The organism is Rhizobiales bacterium NRL2 (genome assembly GCA_001664005.1).
Lineage (GTDB): Bacteria > Pseudomonadota > Alphaproteobacteria > Minwuiales > Minwuiaceae > Minwuia.
Genome location: CP016093.1, coordinates 2,825,811 through 2,842,144, shown reverse-complemented (window position 1 = coordinate 2,842,144; position 16,334 = coordinate 2,825,811). Strand labels below are relative to the sequence as shown.

The following is a 16,334-nucleotide window of genomic DNA, read 5'->3' as shown; positions in this document are numbered from 1 at the left end:
TTCAAGCGAAAGTCATGCCATGAAAAAGTTCCGACTTTTCCGGGGGATACCGCCCATGGCCGGACCTCGCGGCGGGACGTTTCTGCCGCCGGGGCGGCAATATCTGCCGGTTCTAAAGGAAATCTTTACGCCGTTCGGTGACAGTCGCTGGTCATGAGGACAGGATTCGAACGCACATGAAGATCGACACCCAGAGCCTGAAGAGCGCCCAGCCGGTGAACCGGACCCGGCGGCGCGAACAGCGGGCCGACGGCGGGACCTTCGCGGTCGGCGAATCTCCCCAGGCCGGCGCGCCGGCGATGCTGACCGGACTGGGCGGCCCGTCGGCGCTCGGCGCGGTGCTGCTGGCGCAGGAGGACGACACGCCCGAACGCCGCCGCCGCCAGGAAATCCGCCGCGCAGACGACCTTCTCGACCGGCTGGACGAAATTCGCATCTCCCTGCTCTCGGGGAGCCTGACGCGCCGGACGCTGGAGAACCTCGCGAGCGCGTTGTCGGCCCGCAGGAGCGACAGCGACGATCCGGGACTCAAGGAAACCCTTGACGCGATCGATCTTCGCGTCGCGGTCGAACTGGCCAAATATCACAATTAGGTCAGGCTGTTAAACCGATAGTTCGCAATCGTCCTTTTTCACCGAAAAGGCTTGTGGCGTTCTGCCGCGCCCCATATATTCCGCGCCGTTTCATCCCATCAGTCGACGAGGGAGGCCAATGGGGATCCAATCGAGTGACGGGTATCGGCCCAGCGATGACGAGCCGTTCATGAACCCCGTCCAGAAGGAATACTTCCGCAAGAAGCTTCTGCGCTGGCGGGACGACATCCTTCGGGACTCTCAGGAAACCATCAAGACCATGCAGTCGGAGACCGAGCGTCTCGCCGACCTCGCCGACCGCGCATCGACCGAAACCGACCGCGCGCTGGAACTGCGGACGCGTGACCGGCAGCGCAAGCTGATCGCGAAGATCGACGCCGCGCTGCAACGCATCGAAGACGACACCTATGGCTATTGCGAGGACACCGGCGACCCGATCAGCCTGAACCGGCTGGAGGCCCGTCCGATCGCGACCCTTTCCGTGGAGGCGCAGGAGCGCCACGAGCGGCGGGAGAAGTCGTACCGCGACGACTGATGCCGCGCCCCGGACATCGAGACAAAAAAGAGGCCGGCGCCTTTCGGGGCGCCGGCCCAATTCCCTGTCAAGACTATTGGGGGATGGTCTTTCGGACGAGGGAAGACTGTTGGCTCAGAACGGCATCAGCACGTCGAAGAGCTGCTGGCCGTAGCGCGGCTGCTGCACGTCGGTGAGCTGGCCGCGGCCGCCGTAGGAGATGCGCGCCTCGGCGATCTGGCTGTGCTGGATGGTGTTGGTCGCGGTAATGTCCTGCGGGCGGACCACGCCGGAGACGCGCAGATCGCGGACCTCGTAGTTGACCCGGACCTCCTGGCGGCCGGCGATGACCAGATTGCCGTTCGGCAGGACATCGACCACCAGGGCTGCGACCTGCAGGTTGATCGTCTCCTCGCGGTCCACCGTGCCGGTGCCGTTGTGGGCGCTGGTGTTGCCCAGGCTGACAAGGCTGGTCGGGTCGACGGCATCGGGCAGGAAGTTGGGCAGGTTCCCCTGCAGGCCGAAGAACTGCGTCAGGTCCGCGTCCTCGGAGGCGGTGCGGTTGCGCGTGGTCGAGTTGTTGAGCTGGGCCTCGTCCTGGATCGCGACGACGATGGTCAGGATGTCGCCGATCTGCGCGGCCCGCTGGTCCTTGAAGAAGGCGCGCGCGCCGGGACGCCAGAGCGAGTTGGCCTGGTGGATGACGGGCTCCGGCCGCGGCATCGGCAGGCTGACCTGGCGATAGTTTTCGTCCTTGCGCGGATCCTCGATCGCGGCCAGGTCCGGCGCCTTGCCGATATTGGCGACGCGGTCGACGGTGCTGCAGGCGGCGAGGGCGGCGGCGGCGATGGCGAGAGCGCCGAGGCGGGTGATCATTCGGGTCATCTGCGTGCTACCTTGCTGGGGATGGCTGTGGGGGGCGGACATGGTCAGTCCTGCAACTGCGACAGGCGGTGGGCGGCCTCGCCGACGGACACCCTTCCGGGCGCCGTGACGCGGCCTTCGACGATCATGCGGCTGCGTTCGTTCATCACGCGGACCACGGCATTGCGGCCGCCATCCTCGATGGCGCGGCCCGAGGCGGTCAGCGTCAGTCCGTTGGTCAGGAAGATCATGGTGACGATATCGCCCTTGGCGACCATCACCGGCCGGCGCAGGTCACTGACGCGGACCATGCGGTTGGCAGGGATCGAGCGCTTCGGGCTCATGCCGACCAGCTCGGCGATGTCGACCACGTTCTGGCGGCGCACACGGTCCTCGCGGACCCGCTGCCAGCCGACGTCCTGGGGCATGATCTCGTCGCCCGGCCGGATCGCGCGGGACAGGACCGGCACTTCCGTCATCGGCCAGGCGCGGCCGTGGATCTTGTGGCGCTGCGCGGACGGGTCGTCGGCCGGGGCGGCGACGATGGCGGTGAACCGGCCCGTGCGGCGGTCATAGTCCATGCTTTCGACCTGGACGCTGGGGTCGGCGTCGGTGGCGACGTGCAGGGTGGGGCGGCGGCCGGCCAGTTCGATCTCGAGGTCGGCCTGGGGTGCGGCGTCCATCAGCGCGAGTTCGATCTCGGTCAGCACCTGGCCGGCGTCGACGATCTGGCTGGCCCGGCGGACCATGATGCGGTGCAGGTTCGCCGGCGGCATCCAGCGTATGCGATGGCGCCCGGCAATGCGGGCGACGGCGAGCGGGTTGAGCGCCACCTTGTCGCCGGGCATCGGCGCGCGGGCGATGACGACGTCCTCGCGGGCGTCGGCGCCTTCCAGGACATCGGAAAGCAGGATGGTGGGCCGGTCGACGACGATGCCGTGTTTCATGGTCGCGTCGATGATGTCGGTCGCGGCGGCGGCCGCGGCGGCGACGGTCATCAGGACGGCGGCGATCAGGGCGGCGATGGTGCGGCTCATGGCGATCACCTCAGGGTGTTGATGGCGGACATCATCTCGTCGGAAGCGGTGATGACCTTGGAGTTCATCTCGTAGGCGCGCTGGGCGGTGATCAGGTGTGTGATCTCCTGCACCGGGTTCACGTTGGAGGTTTCCAGGAAGCCCTGCTGGATCACGCCGAAGCCGGCCTGGCCGGGAATGCCGATCGTGGCCGCGCCGGATGCGGGGGTTTCCAGGAACAGGTTGTCGCCGATCGCTTCCAGGCCCGCATCGTTGAAGAAGTTGGCCAGTTCGAACTGACCCAGGTTCTGGAAGTCGGTCTGGCCGGCGATCTTGGCCAGAACCTCGCCATTGGCGTTGATCGAGAGGTCCTGAACGTTGTTGGGCACGACAATGCCCGGAGCGACGACGAATCCCTCCTGGGTGACGATCTGGCCGTCCGGCGACACCGAGAAGGTGCCGGCCCGGGTGAAGGCGTCCTCGCCGGTGGGCAGGGTCACACGGAAGAAGCCGCGGCCGTTGATGGCCATGTCCAGCGGGTTGTCGGTGATCGCCAGATCGCCCTGTTCGGAGATGCGGTAGACCGACCCGGCCTTGACGCCGACGCCGATCTGCACGCCCGAGGGCACGATGGTGCCGGCGTCGGAGGAGTTGGAGCCGACGCGGCGGACGTTCTGGTAAAGCAGATCCTGGAACGCGGCGCGCTGACGCTTGAAGCCGGTGGTGTTCAGGTTGGCGATGTTGTTCGAGATGACCTCGACGTTGAGCTGCTGGGCCAGCATGCCCGTGGCGGCGATGGAAAGGCTGCGCATATCGGCTTACTCCTCGGGTTCCGGCGTTCAGGCGACCGCGCCCAGACGCCCGATGGCGTCGCGCTGCAGGTCGTGTTCGGTGTTCATGGCCTTCTGCATCTGCTCGTAAGCGCGCTGGACCTCGATCATGTTGGTCATCTGGATGATGGGCTGGACGTTGGAGCCCTCCAGCATGCCCTGCAGGACGCCGGGGGTCTCGACAGGCACCGGATCCTGATCGGTCTTGTAGAGACCGTTCTGATCCTTCTTCAGCGCCTGGTCGTTCTCGAAGCTCACCACGGCGATGCGGAAGTCCTGGCCGTCGACGCCGGTGATGGAGCCGTCCTTGGAGACGGAAATCTCGGTGGAGGGATCGGCGAACTCGATGATGCGGTCGTCGACGTCGAGAACCGGGTCGCCTTCCATGGTCGTGAGCTGGCCTTCCTCGTTGAGACGGAAATGGCCGTTGCGGGTGTATTTGGGACCGTCCTCTGTCTCCACCACGAAGTAGCCGACGCCCGAGATCGCGAGATCCAGCGGATTCTCGGTGGGGCGCATCGCGCCTTCGGTGGTGTTGCGGAGCGTGCCGTAGCTCTCGACGTAGGACATCTGGTCGCCCTGCTCGGACGTCACCAGATACTCGCGGAACAGCAGCTCCTCCGACTTGTAGGCGGTGGTGTTCATGTTGGCGATGTTGTTGGCGACCATGTCCATCTGATGGCGAAGCGCCATCTGGCGGGACAGGCCGATCAGGATCGCGTTCTCGATTCCCATGATTTCCTCGAATTCGTCGAGCGTTGATGCCGGTCGAACAGAGAGCACGCGCCGTGCCAGAGCCAAGTTATTGAAATAGCGTGATTTTCAATTTGGCCGGTGGGGGATTGCCGGTCAGGGCTTGCCGCGGGGCGGCATTTTTTGCCCGTTCGCTGCCCCGGTTCCAACGCTTTGTTAACCGAAAACGCCGATGCTCCGCTTCACGACATCAAGGCATTACCCATTCAGGGAAACGGTGAACATGGCGGACGAGGAAGGCGAGGTCCCGGAAGACGGTGACGCGCCGCGCAAGAGGAAGCTCAGCGGCAAGGTGCTGGTGCTCTTCATCGCGCTGCCGGTCCTGCTGCTTGTCGGCGGCGGCGCGGCCTTCATGATGCTCTCGGGCGGCGACAGTCCTGCCGAGGCGGCCGCGGAATCCCACGCGCCGGCCGAGGACGGGCATGGCAAGGAAGAGAGCGGGGGAGATCACGGCGGCGGCGAGGCCGAGGGCCATGGCGGCGGCGTGCCCAGCGGCGGGCGCGTGACCTACGCCGGCTCCGATCTGATCTTCTATGAACTGCCGGACATGCTGGTGAACCTGAATACCTCGGGCAGCCAGCCCCGCTACCTGAAGATCAAGGTTGCGCTGGAGTTCGGCGACGGCAGCATCGTCAAGCGGATCGACCGCGTCATGCCGCGGATCGTCGATCATTTCCAGGTCTATCTGAGAGAGCTGCGCCGCGAGGATCTCAGAGGCTCCGCCGGCATGTACCGGCTGAAGGAAGAGCTGATGATCCGCGTGAACCAGTCCGTACGTCCGGCCCGCATCCGCGACGTGCTGTTCAAGGAAATGCTGGTTCAGTAATGCGTTCCACCGTCATCGGGAGTTGCGTCGAATGAGTGACACCGTCGACCAGGACAAGCTGGCCGAACAGTGGTCCGAGGCCAATGCGGCGGAAGCCGCGGCCAAGGACAGCGAAGACGATATGGCCGCGGCCTGGGACAAGCTCACCGGCGACGGCGAGGGCGGCGGCGCCACCAACCGCATCCTGAACCAGGACGAGATCGACAGCCTGCTCGGCTTCGACGCGGGCGACGAGGACGACGCCGACAAGTCCGGCATCAAGGCGATCATCAATTCGGCGCTGGTCAACTACGAGCGGCTGCCGATGCTGGAAGTCGTCTTCGACCGGCTGGTCCGGATGATGACGACGAGTCTGCGCAATTTCACCTCGGACAATGTCGAGGTGACGCTGGACAACATCACGTCGATCCGCTTCGGCGACTATCTGAACTCCATTCCGCTGCCGGCGATCCTGTCGGTCTTCCGCGCCGTCGAATGGGATAACTACGGTCTGATCACCGTCGATTCCTCGCTGATCTACTCGATCGTCGACGTGTTGCTGGGCGGCCGCCGCGGCACCGCGGCGATGCGCATCGAGGGCCGGCCCTACACCACCATCGAGCGCAATCTGGTCGAGCGAATGGTCGCCGTGGTCCTGGCCGACATGGCCGCCGCCTTCGAGCCGCTCTCGCCGGTCTCCTTCAATTTCGACCGCGTCGAGACCAATCCGCGCTTTGCGACCATCGCGCGGCCCGCCAACGCGGCCATCGTCATCAAGCTACGCATCGACATGGAAGACCGTGGCGGCCGGCTGGACGTGCTGCTGCCCTACGCCACGCTGGAGCCGATCCGCGAACTGCTGCTCCAGATGTTCATGGGCGAGAAGTTCGGCCGTGACAGCATCTGGGAGAACCATCTGGCGACCGAACTCTGGCAGACCGACGTCGACCTCGTCGCCGTGCTGGACGAACAGACGATGCCGCTGAGCAAGTTCATGGCGATGCGGAAGGGGGACACCCTGCTCCTCAACGCCTCGCCGGAAAGCGCGATCCAGCTTCATTGCGGCGGCATTCCCATGGGTGTCGGCCGCATGGGCCGGCGCGGCCAGAACATTGCGGTCAAGATCGACCGCAGCCACCGCAAGTTCCGGGGGAACTGATGGACCTTGGCGTCGACGTGATCCTTGACGGGCTGCTGGCGGTACTGCTGGCGGCAACGGTCATCTACTGCTTCGTCCTGAACCGGCGTCTGTCGCGTCTGCGCAACGCCCAGGGGGAAATGGCGGAGCTGGTCCGTTCCTTCCACCAGGCGACCGAGAACGCGCGCGCCAGCGTCGGCGAACTCAAGGTCGCGGCCAATGCGGTCGGCGCCGATCTGCAGAAACGGATAGAGGCCGGGCGCAGCATGCTCGACGAACTGGAGGTGGTGGTCCACAGCGGCGGCAAGGTGGCAGAGCGCATCGAACAGGGCGTCGACCGGAGCAAGGCCGGCGCACCGGCCGCCGCCGCCGCACCCGCCGAGACGCAGCGCCAGGAGCGCAGTCCGGCCGAACACGATCTGCTGCAGGCACTGAGAAAGGTCCGCTGACGTGAAAGCACTCCGCATCAGGCTGCTGCCCGTTACCGTCATCGCCGCCACCATGGTGCTCGGCGTCCGTATCACCGACATCTTCCAGGAAGGCGAGGGCGCCCTCGTTACCATCGCCCAGGCTCAGGCTCAGGCCGGCGCCGAGGACGAAACTGGCGCCGAAAAGGAGCCGGTCGACCCGGAGGCCGCCGAGAAGACAGCCGAGGCCGAACCCGCGACGGCGCTGTCCGGCAGCCTGGCGGAGAGGGATCCGACCACGTTCTCGCCGTCCGAAATCGCGCTGCTGGAGAATCTCGCCCGCCGCCGCGACCAGATCGAGGGGCGCGCCGCCGATCTGGACGTTCGCGAGAACCTGCTGGCGGCCACGGAACAGCGCATCGACGAGAAGATCGCCACCCTGCAGCAGCTCGAGAAGCGCATCCTGGGTCTGGTGAAGAAGCACGACGAGGCCGAGGAGTATCGCTTCGCCCGCCTGGTCAAGGTCTACGAGAAGATGAAGCCCAAGGACGCGGCGCGCATCTTCGAGCAGATCGAGATGGACGTGCTGATCGAGGTCAGCGCCCGCATGAAGGAAACCAGCATCGCCGGCATCATGGCCGAGATGACCCCCGAACGGGCGCAGGAACTGACGATCGAGCTGGCGACACGCGAGGATCTGGAAGAGCGCCTCAAGCGCTGAGGCGGTCTTCGCTTTACGCGGCCTTAACCATGGCGGCGCTAGGGTTGCGGCATGTACACCAGCGCCACCGAAACAGAGCCGACAACGCCCGAGGCCGACGCGCCGGCGGGACCGGACCAGGCCAATGTGGTTCTGTTCCTGGCGCTTTACCTGATCCTTCTGGCCTTCTTCATCATGCTGAACTCGAACGCCGAGATTTCCGAGGCCCGCGCCCGTGCCGTCCTTGCCGGCATCACCATCGCGCCGGTCGAGTTGGCGCCCCGGCCCGATGCGCCGCTGACGCTGGTGGCCGACGCGCTGGAGGCGCAGCTGGTGGAACTGTTCGACGGCCACATGGACCGCGGAGAATGGCGGTTGCAGGCATCGGAGGGTCTCATCGCCGTCAGCATGCCGCAGCGCAAGGCCTTCGGTGAGGACAGCAGCATACTCAGGCCGAGCCGGATTGCCATGGTGAACCGTCTCGCTGCGCTGCTGGGTGAAACCGGCGCGAATGAAAGGCTGGATCTCGTCCTGGTGATGGGCGACGCGGGCGACGCGTCGCTGGCCCGCCGCCGCGCGGCGGCGCTGGGCGGCGACCTGATCCGCAACGGCGTCGATCCCGCACGTTTCGCCCTGCGCGTCCAACGCGATCCTTCCGCCTCGATCGAGTTCCTGTTGCTGCCGGCGCCGGAGGCGTGACGGTCATGTCCAGAACCTCCTGGCTGATCGCATTTTCCGACCTCGCCGCGGTGCTGGGCGCCTTCTTCGTCATGCTCCTGGCGATCTCGGAGTACGACGCGCCGAAGCTCGACCGCCTGGCGCTGGTGCTCGGCAGCAATGACGGCCAGTGGCAGACCGTGGCGCCAGATCCGGGGTCGGCGGCGCTGGCCATGCGCCGCGCACCAGTGGAGGCTGACGCCGAAAGCGATTACCTGGCGACCGTGCTGGCGGAGCGGCTGGCGCGCGCCGGCTGGCCCTGGAAGGTCGTGCGGCTGGCCCGGGGCGTGGCCCTGCAGCAGCCGATCGGCGATGCCGCGGCCGCGGCGCCCGCCGACATGATCCAGTATCTCAGGTCTGCCGGCTATCCGCTTCGCGTGGCGGTAATTCTTCCAGCTTCACAGGGCCGCCGCGCCGGCGTTCTCGGCGTTTTCGATGACGGCCTCAGACAGGCCGGCGGCCTGGCGGCGCTGCTCCAACGCGGCGGTGTCGACGCCGCCATTCCCGTCGAGACCCGCTTCAGCCCCGGCGAGACGCCGGCGGCGCTGCAGATCATTCTCGATGTCGCTCCGGAGAATCGCGGATGAAACATCTGCTGCTGTCGATCTCGGTTCTCGTGGCGCTGGCCGTCGGCCCGGCTGCGGCGCGCGAGAGCGTCAACATCCGCTTCGGCGACCATGCGGGCTACAGCCGCGCGGTCTTCGACTGGACCTCCCCCGTGGAGTACACCGTCAGCGAGACGCAGGGCGAGGTCAGCATCCGCTTCGAGCGGGCGGCGGACTTCGACATCTCGCAGTTCCGCGCCCGGGCTCCGCGCGCCATCGGCGCGGTGAAGGTCTCGGCCGATGGCCGGACCGTGCGGTTCGAGGCGCCGTCGGGCGACATACTCAAGGCATTCCGGATCGGTCCCAAGGTCGTTGTCGACGTCGCCCTGGGCGCAGCGACGGCCAGGCCCGCACGGCCCGCTCGCAAGGCCGACTACGCCACACAGCCGCTGGCCGACGCGCTCGGCCGCGCCCGCGAGGCCGCGGAAACGCGCGAGCCATCACCGAAGCCTGCACCCGCTCCGGCGCCCGAACCGAAGAAAGCGGCCGCCCGCGCCGAGGCGCCGGCGCCTGCGGAGGCCGCCGCCGAGCCGGCGCCCCGGCCCGTCTCCGACCCGTCGCAGACCGTCAGGGTCGAGCACGAGTTGCGCCCCGGCCGCACGATCTTCCGTTTCCGCTGGCCGGTCCGGACCAGCGCGGCGGCCCTGCACAGGGGCGAACATGTCTGGCTGGTGTTCGGGGACGACATGACGCCCGATTTCGGCGGACAACCCACCACGGGTCTGGGGCCGGTCGACCGCATCGAGCCCGAACACTCCAGCGACGGCACGCTGTTCCGCATCGACGTGGCGGCGGGGTCGCCACTGGACATCACGGTCGACGGCAATGACTGGGTGGTGGACATCGGCGGCGGCCGCGGACGGGCGGAGAGCGCCGTCATCTTCGACGCCCAGGCCGAGAGCGCCCGCGGTCCCAGGATGTTCGCTGCCGTGGCCGGCGCGGCCAGGCCGGTGATCGTGGACGACCCGCTGGTCGGCGACCGCATCGCCCTGATCCCGCTCCGCGAAGCGGCGCTCGGCGTCAGGCCGGAGCGGCGGCTGGTCAAGTTCGACCTGCCGGAGACGCCGCAGGGCGTCGCCGTGCGCTTCAAGTCGCTGGACCTCGACGTGGTCGTGGACGAGTCTGGCCTTTCGATCGCGGGACCCCGGACGCTGCATCTGGCCGCCGAGGCCACGACCGCCGCGCATCTGACGGAAGGGCCGCCGAAGCTCAACGGTGACGGCGCGCCGACGCCCTCGCGGCGCGTGCTCGACCTGACCACCTGGAAGGGCGAGGAAGACCCCGTCGCCATCCGCCAGGATCTGCTGCAGCGTATCTCGGTCGCCCAGCCGCTGGCCCGCAATGGCGAGCGGCGCATTCTTGCCCGCTTCATGGTCGCCAACGGCCTGGCCAGCGAGGCGCTGGGCGTGATGGCCCGTATCGAGGACGACGACAAGCGCGCCGACATCGATCCCGGCTACCGGGCGCTGCGCGGCGTTGCGCGCCTGCTGGCCGGGCAATATGCGGAGGCGGCGGCCGACCTGCGTCATCCGCAGCTCAAGGACGCCGGCGACGTGGCCCTGTTCCGCGGGCTGCTTGCCGCCAAGCGCCGGGAATTCCAGGAGGCGCGGCGCGAGTTCCGCTACGGTCTGACGGCGCTGGACGAGCTTCCGGCCGACATGCAGCCGATGTTCCGCATCGCCCTGGCCGAAACGGCGCTGCATCTGCACGATCCGGCGCTGGCCGAGGAACAGGTCGCCAAGCTGCTGAAGCAGGCCGGCACGGAGGCGCGCCGCGAAGAGGCGCGCCTGCTGGCAGCGCGCATCAAGGCGCTGACCGGCGAGACCGAGGATGCCGCCGATCTGTTCGCGGAGCTTTCGGAAAGCGTGCAGCGCTCGGTCCGTGCGCGGGCGCGTTTCGCCGAGACCGACCTGCTGCTGGACGACGAGCGGATCACCAGGAAGGACGCCATCGAGCGGCTGGAGCGGCTCCGCTTCGCCTGGCGCGGCGACGTCTTCGAATTCGATCTCATGCGGCGTCTGGGTGAACTCTACATCGACGTGGGCGACTACCGCCTGGGCATGGTCACCATGCGCCGGACGGTGGAGCAGTTCCCGGACCTGCCCGAGGCGCAGAAGCTGGCCGGCGGCATGAACGAGGTCTTCGCCAGCCTGTTCGAGGGTGTGCACGCCGAATCCATGTCCCCGGTCACGGCTATGGGGCTCTACTACGATTTCCGTGAGCTGACCCCCGAGGGCGACCGCGGCGACCGGATGATCCGCCGTCTGGCCGACCGGCTGGCCGCGGTGGAACTGCTGGACGAAGCCGCGAAGCTGCTGGAGCACCAGGTGCGCCACCGTCTGACGGGGGTCGAGAAATCCCGCGTCGCCACGCGCCTGGCCGTGCTCTACCTGCTGGACCGGAAGCCGAACGAAGCGATTTCCGCGCTGCGCGCTTCGCGCAACCTCTCGCTGACCGAGGATCAGGTGAGGGAGCGCCGCATGCTGGAGGCCCGTGGCCTGACCGATCTCGGCCACTACGAGCGCGCCCTCGCGCTCCTCAACGGCCTGGAAGGCGAGGACGTCAACGACGTCCGGACCGAGATCCTGTGGCGCGCCCGGAAATGGCAACGCGCGGCAGTCTCGCTCAGCACCCGGCTGGTGGAGCTGCGCACCACCAACAAGGAACTGGACACCGAGGCGCGCCAGGACATCCTGCGTTTCGCCATCGCCAGCTCGCTGGCGGGCGACCGTCCGGCGCTGGAGCGGATCAGGGACGACTTCACCATCCGCATGCAGGACAAGCCCGAATGGCCGGCCTTCCAGGTCGTGACCTCGGTGGATCAGCGCGAAACCGCCGAGTTCCGCAATCTCGCCGCCGAGATCGCGCAGGTCGGCCGCTTCGAGCAGTTCATGACCGCCTACCGCGAGAAGCTGCGGGACACGCCGCTCAGCGCCATCAACTAGGCTTCCTGCGGAAAAGCAAAAGGGGCCGCGCCTTCGGGCGCAGCCCCCTTCTTCGCCGGGCCTTGAATGGGGTCAGTTGCTCGCGACCTGCTCACGGCTCTCGAAGCAGTTGGAGCGGATGGCGTCGGCCTTGTCGGCGTCGCGCAGCGCCAGCCGGATTTCGGCGCGGGCGGCCTTGCAGGCCTCCAGGTCGTCATAGGTGCCGAAGTGCACGGTGGCCTGGCCACCCAGCTCGGCTTCCCAGTTGCGGACATTGTAGTTGATGCGCTGCTGGTCATAGGCGGTCAGCGCCTCGTTGGGCACGACGTTCTCGGTGACCTGGATCAGCGCGGATTCCTCGGCCGGAACGCCCACACCCATCGCAGCGGCAATCAGCAGATAGTACATGGTCGGGTCTCCTTTGTTTGAAGGCCGCGTCTTTCCGGTCGGCCCACCGCAGTCTCACGAGGGAAAATGCAATGGCCGTGCCAGTTTGCCGGACGGCGGATTGTGACGGCCGCCACGCTATCTGGCTGGATTCCCGACTCATTCTGCGAAAAGGCAGAATAAATCGGGTTCGAAATCGTGAACCGGGCCACAGGACCCCGCCGGACGTGGCAATATTTGCCGGCCATGCCGGGCCGGCATGCGCCCATCGCTTTGCGTCGCGCCGCGCGCGGCGTTATACACGGCGCACGTCAATTCTGTTTGGGGATGGAAGTCGTGAGCGGTTCGAAGAAGCGGTCGGTCGAGGACTGGAAGGCTGCGGCCGGGAAGGAACTGAAGGGCAAGACGCTGGACGACCTGGTCTGGCGCACGCCCGAGGGCATCGACGTCAAGCCGCTCTATACGGAGGAGGACGTCGACGGCCTGGAGCATCTCGGCAGCCTGCCCGGCTTCGCGCCCTATGTCCGCGGCGTCCGCGCGACCATGTACGCCAACCGCCCTTGGACCATCCGCCAGTACGCCGGCTATTCCACCGCCGAGGAATCCAACGCCTTCTACCGCCGCAACCTGGCCGGCGGGCAGCAGGGCCTTTCCGTCGCCTTCGACCTTGCCACCCACCGCGGGTATGACAGCGACCATCCGCGGGTGATGGGCGACGTCGGCAAGGCGGGCGTCGCCATCGATTCCGTCGAGGACATGAAGGTCCTCTTCGACCAGATCCCGCTGGATCAGGTGTCGGTGTCGATGACCATGAACGGCGCCGTGCTGCCGACCATGGCCGGCTATATCGTCGCGGCGGAGGAACAGGGCGTCGGGCCGGAGAAGCTCTCCGGGACCATCCAGAACGACATCCTCAAGGAGTTCATGGTCCGCAACACCTATATCTATCCGCCCGAACCCTCGATGCGGATCGTCGCCGACATCATCGACTACACCGCGAACCACATGCCGCGGTTCAACTCGATCTCGATCTCCGGCTACCACATGCAGGAAGCGGGCGCGACGCAGGTGCAGGAACTGGCCTTCACCCTAGCCGACGGCCTGGAATATGTCCGCACCGCAGTCAACCGCGGCCTGGACATCGACCGCTTCGCGCCGCGGCTGAGTTTCTTCTTCTGCATCGGCATGAACTTCTTCATGGAAGTGGCCAAGCTGCGCGCCGCGCGCCTGCTCTGGCACCGCATCGTCAGCCAGTTCGATCCGAAGGACCCGCGCTCGACCATGCTGCGGACCCATTGCCAGACGTCGGGCGTCAGCCTGACCGAGCAGGATCCCTACAACAACGTCATGCGCACCACGATCGAGGCCATGGCGGCGGTGCTCGGCGGCACGCAGAGCCTGCACACCAACGCCCTGGACGAGGCCATCGCCCTGCCGACGGACTTCTCGGCCCGCATCGCGCGCAATACCCAGCTGATCCTGCAGGAGGAGACAGGCATTCCGCAGGTCGTCGACCCGCTGGGCGGCTCCTACTACATCGAGGCGCTGACGGCGAAGCTGGCCGAGGACGCCTGGGCGCTGATCCAGGAAGTCGAGGAACTGGGCGGCATGACCAAGGCCGTCGAGGAGGGCATGCCCAAGCTGCGCATCGAGGAATCGGCGACCCGCCGTCAGGCGCGGATCGACCGCGGCGAGGAAGTCATTGTCGGTGTCAACAAGTACAAGCCGACGCAGGACAACTCGCCGGACGTGCTCGACATCGACACCACCAAGGTGCGCGAGTCACAGATCGCCGGGCTGAAGCGGATCCGCGAGAGCCGCGACGAGGACGCTTGCCGCAAGGCGCTGGCGGCGCTGACGGAGGGCGCGAGGGGCGACGGCAACCTGCTGGCGCTCTGCGTCGATGCGGCCCGCGCCCGCGCCACCGTCGGCGAGATGTCCGATGCCATGGAGGAGGTCTTCGGCCGTCACCGCGCCCAGATCCGCTCCGTCTCCGGCGTCTACGCCGCTGCCTATGAGGGCGACGAGGGCTTCGCCAAGATCGGCAAGGACATCGAGGCCTTCGCCGAGGCGGAGGGGCGCCGGCCGCGCATGCTGGTGGTCAAGATGGGGCAGGACGGCCATGACCGCGGCGCCAAGGTCATCGCCACGGCTTTTGCCGACATCGGCTTCGACGTCGACGTGGGGCCGCTGTTCCAGACCCCCGAGGAAGTCGCCCGCGACGCCGTGGAGAACGACGTCCACGTGATCGGCGTCTCCTCGCTGGCGGCCGGGCACAAGGCGCTGGTGCCGGCGCTCATGCAGGCGCTGAAGGAACAGGACGCCGGGGATATCCTCGTGATCTGCGGCGGCGTCATCCCCTCGGGCGACTACGAGATGCTGCGCAAGGAGGGTGTCGCGGGCATCTACGGTCCCGGCACGCACATCCCGGCCGCGGCGGCCGAGATTCTCGAACTGATCGACAAGGCGCGCCGGCCCGCCGCGGCGGAGTAGGGGCTCCCGCCCAGGGGCGCCGGTGATGCCTACACTGTATAGATGTCCCTGTAGCGGTCCCGCAGGACGTTCTTCTGCACCTTGCCCATGGTGTTGCGGGGCAGTTCGTCGACGAAGAAGATACGTTTCGGGCGCTTGAAGGCGGCGAGGTCCTCGCGGATCGCCGCGGCGACATCGTCCTCCGAGATATCCTTCGAACCATCCTTCACGACCACCGCGGTGACGCCCTCGCCGAAGTCGGGATGGGGCACCCCGATCACCGCCGATTCCGCCACGCCGTCCAGATCGTCGATCCTCTCCTCGATCTCCTTCGGATAGACGTTGAAGCCGCCGGAGATCACCAGGTCTTTGCCGCGCCCGACGATGGTGACATAGCCGTCGGCGTCCACCTTCCCCAGGTCGCCGGTGATGAAGAAGCCGTCCGCGCGGAATTCCTCTGCGGTCTTCTCCGGCATGCGCCAGTAGCCGGAGAAGACGTTGGGACCCTTCACCTCGATGACGCCGATTTCGCCAGCGCCGAGGATCTCGCCGCTCTCCGGGTCGGCGACGCGCAGCTCGACGCCCGGCAGTGGAAAGCCCACCGTGCCGGCGCGCCGCTCGCCGTCATAGGGATTGGAGGTGTTCATGTTGGTCTCGGTCATGCCGTAGCGTTCCAGGATGGCGTGGCCGATGCGCTCGCGGAAGCGGTCATGGGTTTCGGCCAGCAGCGGCGCGGAGCCGGAGATGAACAGCCGCATGTGGCCGGCGAGATCCTTCGTGAAGCCCTCGGCCGAGAGCAGGCGGGTGTAGAAGGTCGGCACGCCCATCATCGTCGTGGCGCGCGGCATCTCGCGCAGCACCGCCTCGGCGTCGAACTTCTGGAAGAAGATCATCGTCGCGCCCGCCAGCAGGCAGGTGTTGATGGCCACGAACAGGCCGTGGGAGTGATAGATCGGCAGGGCGTGGAGCAGCACGTCGGTGTCGGTGAACCGCCAGTAGTCCTTCAGCACCTGCGCATTGGACAACAGGTTCTCGTGGCTCAGCATCGCGCCCTTGGAACGGCCCGTCGTGCCGGAGGTGTAGAGGATTGCCGCCAGGTCGCCGGCGCCCCGCTCGACGGTCGCGAATTCCGCCGCAGAGGCTTCCACGGCATCCCACAGGCTGCCCCGGCCGTCGGCGCCCAGCGTCTCCAGCCGCGCGCCGTGCGCGCCGGCGGAAACAGCCAGCGCGTCCCGTTTCGCCGGATCGCAGACGAAGACCTTCGGCTCCGCATTGCCGATGAAATAGTCGATCTCGGAGGGGGTGTAGCCGGTGTTCAGCGGCAGGAAGATCGCGCCGGCGCGGACGACGCCGAGATAGAGCGCGACCGCCTGGGGCGACTTCTCCGCCTGTACCGCCACCCGGTCGCCGGGCTGGACGCCCATGCCGACCAGGGCACCGGCCACCTGGCCGGCGAGCCGATGCAGGCCGTCGAACCCGATGGACCCGGCCCCGGGTGCGTCGATGAAGGTCCTGGCCTCCCCGGCGCGCACGCCCAGCAGGTGATCGTAGAGATGATTGGTCAAGGCGCTCCGCTCCCCCGTGTCGAACCGTATCCCGCTGTCTCCTA

Annotated in this window: 16 protein-coding genes; 10 read left to right on the top strand and 6 right to left on the bottom strand. The window is 67.2% G+C overall.

Annotated features, from left to right (window positions below):
• Positions 1-176: 176 nt before the first annotated feature.
• Together TEF_13230 and TEF_13225 are read left to right on the top strand one after the other, a co-directional pair.
• The gene (locus TEF_13230; GenBank protein ID ANK81649.1) at positions 177-593 is read left to right on the top strand and encodes a hypothetical protein; all 417 of its coding nucleotides are present in this window, start codon (positions 177-179) and stop codon (positions 591-593) included.
• A 118-nt stretch (positions 594-711) separates the two neighbouring features.
• Positions 712-1,128, top strand: coding sequence for an RNA polymerase-binding protein DksA (locus TEF_13225; GenBank protein ID ANK81648.1), 417 nt, complete (start codon positions 712-714; stop codon positions 1,126-1,128).
• A 114-nt stretch (positions 1,129-1,242) separates the two neighbouring features.
• On the opposite strand, the gene TEF_13220 is transcribed toward TEF_13225, so the two are convergent.
• Genes TEF_13220 through TEF_13205 form a run of 4 tightly spaced genes read right to left on the bottom strand, consistent with a single transcriptional unit; the run spans position 1,243 to position 4,546 of the window.
• A complete protein-coding gene (locus tag TEF_13220; protein ID ANK81647.1) occupies positions 1,243-1,983 on the bottom strand; it encodes a flagellar basal body L-ring protein in 741 nt (246 codons plus the stop codon).
• Between the two features lie 53 nt (positions 1,984-2,036).
• Positions 2,037-3,017, bottom strand: a complete 981-nt coding sequence (locus TEF_13215) for a flagella basal body P-ring formation protein FlgA (protein ID ANK81646.1) — start codon at positions 3,015-3,017, stop codon at positions 2,037-2,039.
• Complete coding sequence (locus tag TEF_13210; protein ID ANK81645.1) at positions 3,014-3,799, bottom strand: flagellar basal-body rod protein FlgG; 786 nt, start codon at positions 3,797-3,799, stop codon at positions 3,014-3,016. Before TEF_13210 ends, TEF_13215 begins: the two co-directional genes overlap by 4 nt.
• Before the next feature lie 27 nt (positions 3,800-3,826).
• On the bottom strand, positions 3,827-4,546 hold the full coding sequence (locus TEF_13205; GenBank protein ANK83472.1) for a flagellar basal-body rod protein FlgF: 720 nt from the start codon (positions 4,544-4,546) through the stop codon (positions 3,827-3,829).
• 247 nt (positions 4,547-4,793) lie between these two features.
• Between TEF_13205 and TEF_13200 the strand changes: the two genes are divergently transcribed.
• The 7 genes from TEF_13200 to TEF_13170 are packed head-to-tail and all read left to right on the top strand — an operon-like array spanning position 4,794 to position 11,887.
• The gene (locus TEF_13200; protein ID ANK81644.1) at positions 4,794-5,396 is read left to right on the top strand and encodes a hypothetical protein; all 603 of its coding nucleotides are present in this window, start codon (positions 4,794-4,796) and stop codon (positions 5,394-5,396) included.
• Positions 5,397-5,427: 31 nt separating this feature from the next.
• Positions 5,428-6,534 carry a flagellar motor switch protein FliM gene (locus TEF_13195; protein ID ANK81643.1) on the top strand — a complete coding sequence of 369 codons (1,107 nt, stop codon included), beginning with the start codon at positions 5,428-5,430 and terminating at the stop codon, positions 6,532-6,534.
• Positions 6,534-6,962, top strand: a complete 429-nt coding sequence (locus tag TEF_13190; GenBank protein ID ANK81642.1) for a hypothetical protein — start codon at positions 6,534-6,536, stop codon at positions 6,960-6,962. The genes TEF_13195 and TEF_13190 overlap by 1 nt, the downstream gene beginning before the upstream one ends.
• A gap of 52 nt (positions 6,963-7,014) precedes the next feature.
• Complete coding sequence (locus tag TEF_13185; GenBank protein ANK83471.1) at positions 7,015-7,641, top strand: hypothetical protein; 627 nt, start codon at positions 7,015-7,017, stop codon at positions 7,639-7,641.
• A 51-nt stretch (positions 7,642-7,692) separates the two neighbouring features.
• The gene (locus tag TEF_13180; GenBank protein ID ANK81641.1) at positions 7,693-8,319 is read left to right on the top strand and encodes a hypothetical protein; all 627 of its coding nucleotides are present in this window, start codon (positions 7,693-7,695) and stop codon (positions 8,317-8,319) included.
• Positions 8,316-8,924, top strand: a complete 609-nt coding sequence (locus TEF_13175) for a hypothetical protein (GenBank protein ID ANK81640.1) — start codon at positions 8,316-8,318, stop codon at positions 8,922-8,924. Before TEF_13180 ends, TEF_13175 begins: the two co-directional genes overlap by 4 nt.
• Positions 8,921-11,887: a hypothetical protein gene (locus tag TEF_13170; GenBank protein ANK81639.1), complete on the top strand. Its 2,967-nt coding sequence runs from the start codon at positions 8,921-8,923 to the stop codon at positions 11,885-11,887. The genes TEF_13175 and TEF_13170 overlap by 4 nt, the downstream gene beginning before the upstream one ends.
• A 72-nt stretch (positions 11,888-11,959) precedes the next feature.
• Here the strand turns inward: TEF_13170 and TEF_13165 are convergent, their stop codons facing one another.
• A complete protein-coding gene (locus TEF_13165; protein ID ANK81638.1) occupies positions 11,960-12,274 on the bottom strand; it encodes a hypothetical protein in 315 nt (104 codons plus the stop codon).
• Positions 12,275-12,580: 306 nt separating this feature from the next.
• Between TEF_13165 and TEF_13160 the strand changes: the two genes are divergently transcribed.
• Positions 12,581-14,746, top strand: a complete 2,166-nt coding sequence (locus TEF_13160) for a methylmalonyl-CoA mutase (protein ID ANK81637.1) — start codon at positions 12,581-12,583, stop codon at positions 14,744-14,746.
• A 29-nt stretch (positions 14,747-14,775) separates the two neighbouring features.
• On the opposite strand, the gene TEF_13155 is transcribed toward TEF_13160, so the two are convergent.
• Entirely contained in the window at positions 14,776-16,290 is a 1,515-nt protein-coding gene (locus TEF_13155) for a malonyl-CoA synthase (GenBank protein ID ANK81636.1), read from the bottom strand.
• Between the last annotated feature and the right edge of the window lie 44 nt (positions 16,291-16,334).

Bases quoted from the DNA above. Each gene is read 5' to 3' on its own strand.
- TEF_13230 (ANK81649.1), top strand. From the start codon at position 177: ATGAAGATCGACACCCAGAGCCTGAAGAGCGCCCAGCCGGTGAACCGG.
- TEF_13225 (ANK81648.1), top strand. From the start codon at position 712: ATGGGGATCCAATCGAGTGACGGGTATCGGCCCAGCGATGACGAGCCG.
- TEF_13220 (ANK81647.1), bottom strand. From the start codon at position 1,983: ATGATCACCCGCCTCGGCGCTCTCGCCATCGCCGCCGCCGCCCTCGCC.
- TEF_13210 (ANK81645.1), bottom strand. From the start codon at position 3,799: ATGCGCAGCCTTTCCATCGCCGCCACGGGCATGCTGGCCCAGCAGCTC.
- TEF_13200 (ANK81644.1), top strand. From the start codon at position 4,794: ATGGCGGACGAGGAAGGCGAGGTCCCGGAAGACGGTGACGCGCCGCGC.
- TEF_13195 (ANK81643.1), top strand. From the start codon at position 5,428: ATGAGTGACACCGTCGACCAGGACAAGCTGGCCGAACAGTGGTCCGAG.
- TEF_13190 (ANK81642.1), top strand. From the start codon at position 6,534: ATGGACCTTGGCGTCGACGTGATCCTTGACGGGCTGCTGGCGGTACTG.
- TEF_13185 (ANK83471.1), top strand. From the start codon at position 7,015: ATGGTGCTCGGCGTCCGTATCACCGACATCTTCCAGGAAGGCGAGGGC.
- TEF_13180 (ANK81641.1), top strand. From the start codon at position 7,693: ATGTACACCAGCGCCACCGAAACAGAGCCGACAACGCCCGAGGCCGAC.
- TEF_13170 (ANK81639.1), top strand. From the start codon at position 8,921: ATGAAACATCTGCTGCTGTCGATCTCGGTTCTCGTGGCGCTGGCCGTC.
- TEF_13165 (ANK81638.1), bottom strand. From the start codon at position 12,274: ATGTACTATCTGCTGATTGCCGCTGCGATGGGTGTGGGCGTTCCGGCC.
- TEF_13160 (ANK81637.1), top strand. From the start codon at position 12,581: ATGGAAGTCGTGAGCGGTTCGAAGAAGCGGTCGGTCGAGGACTGGAAG.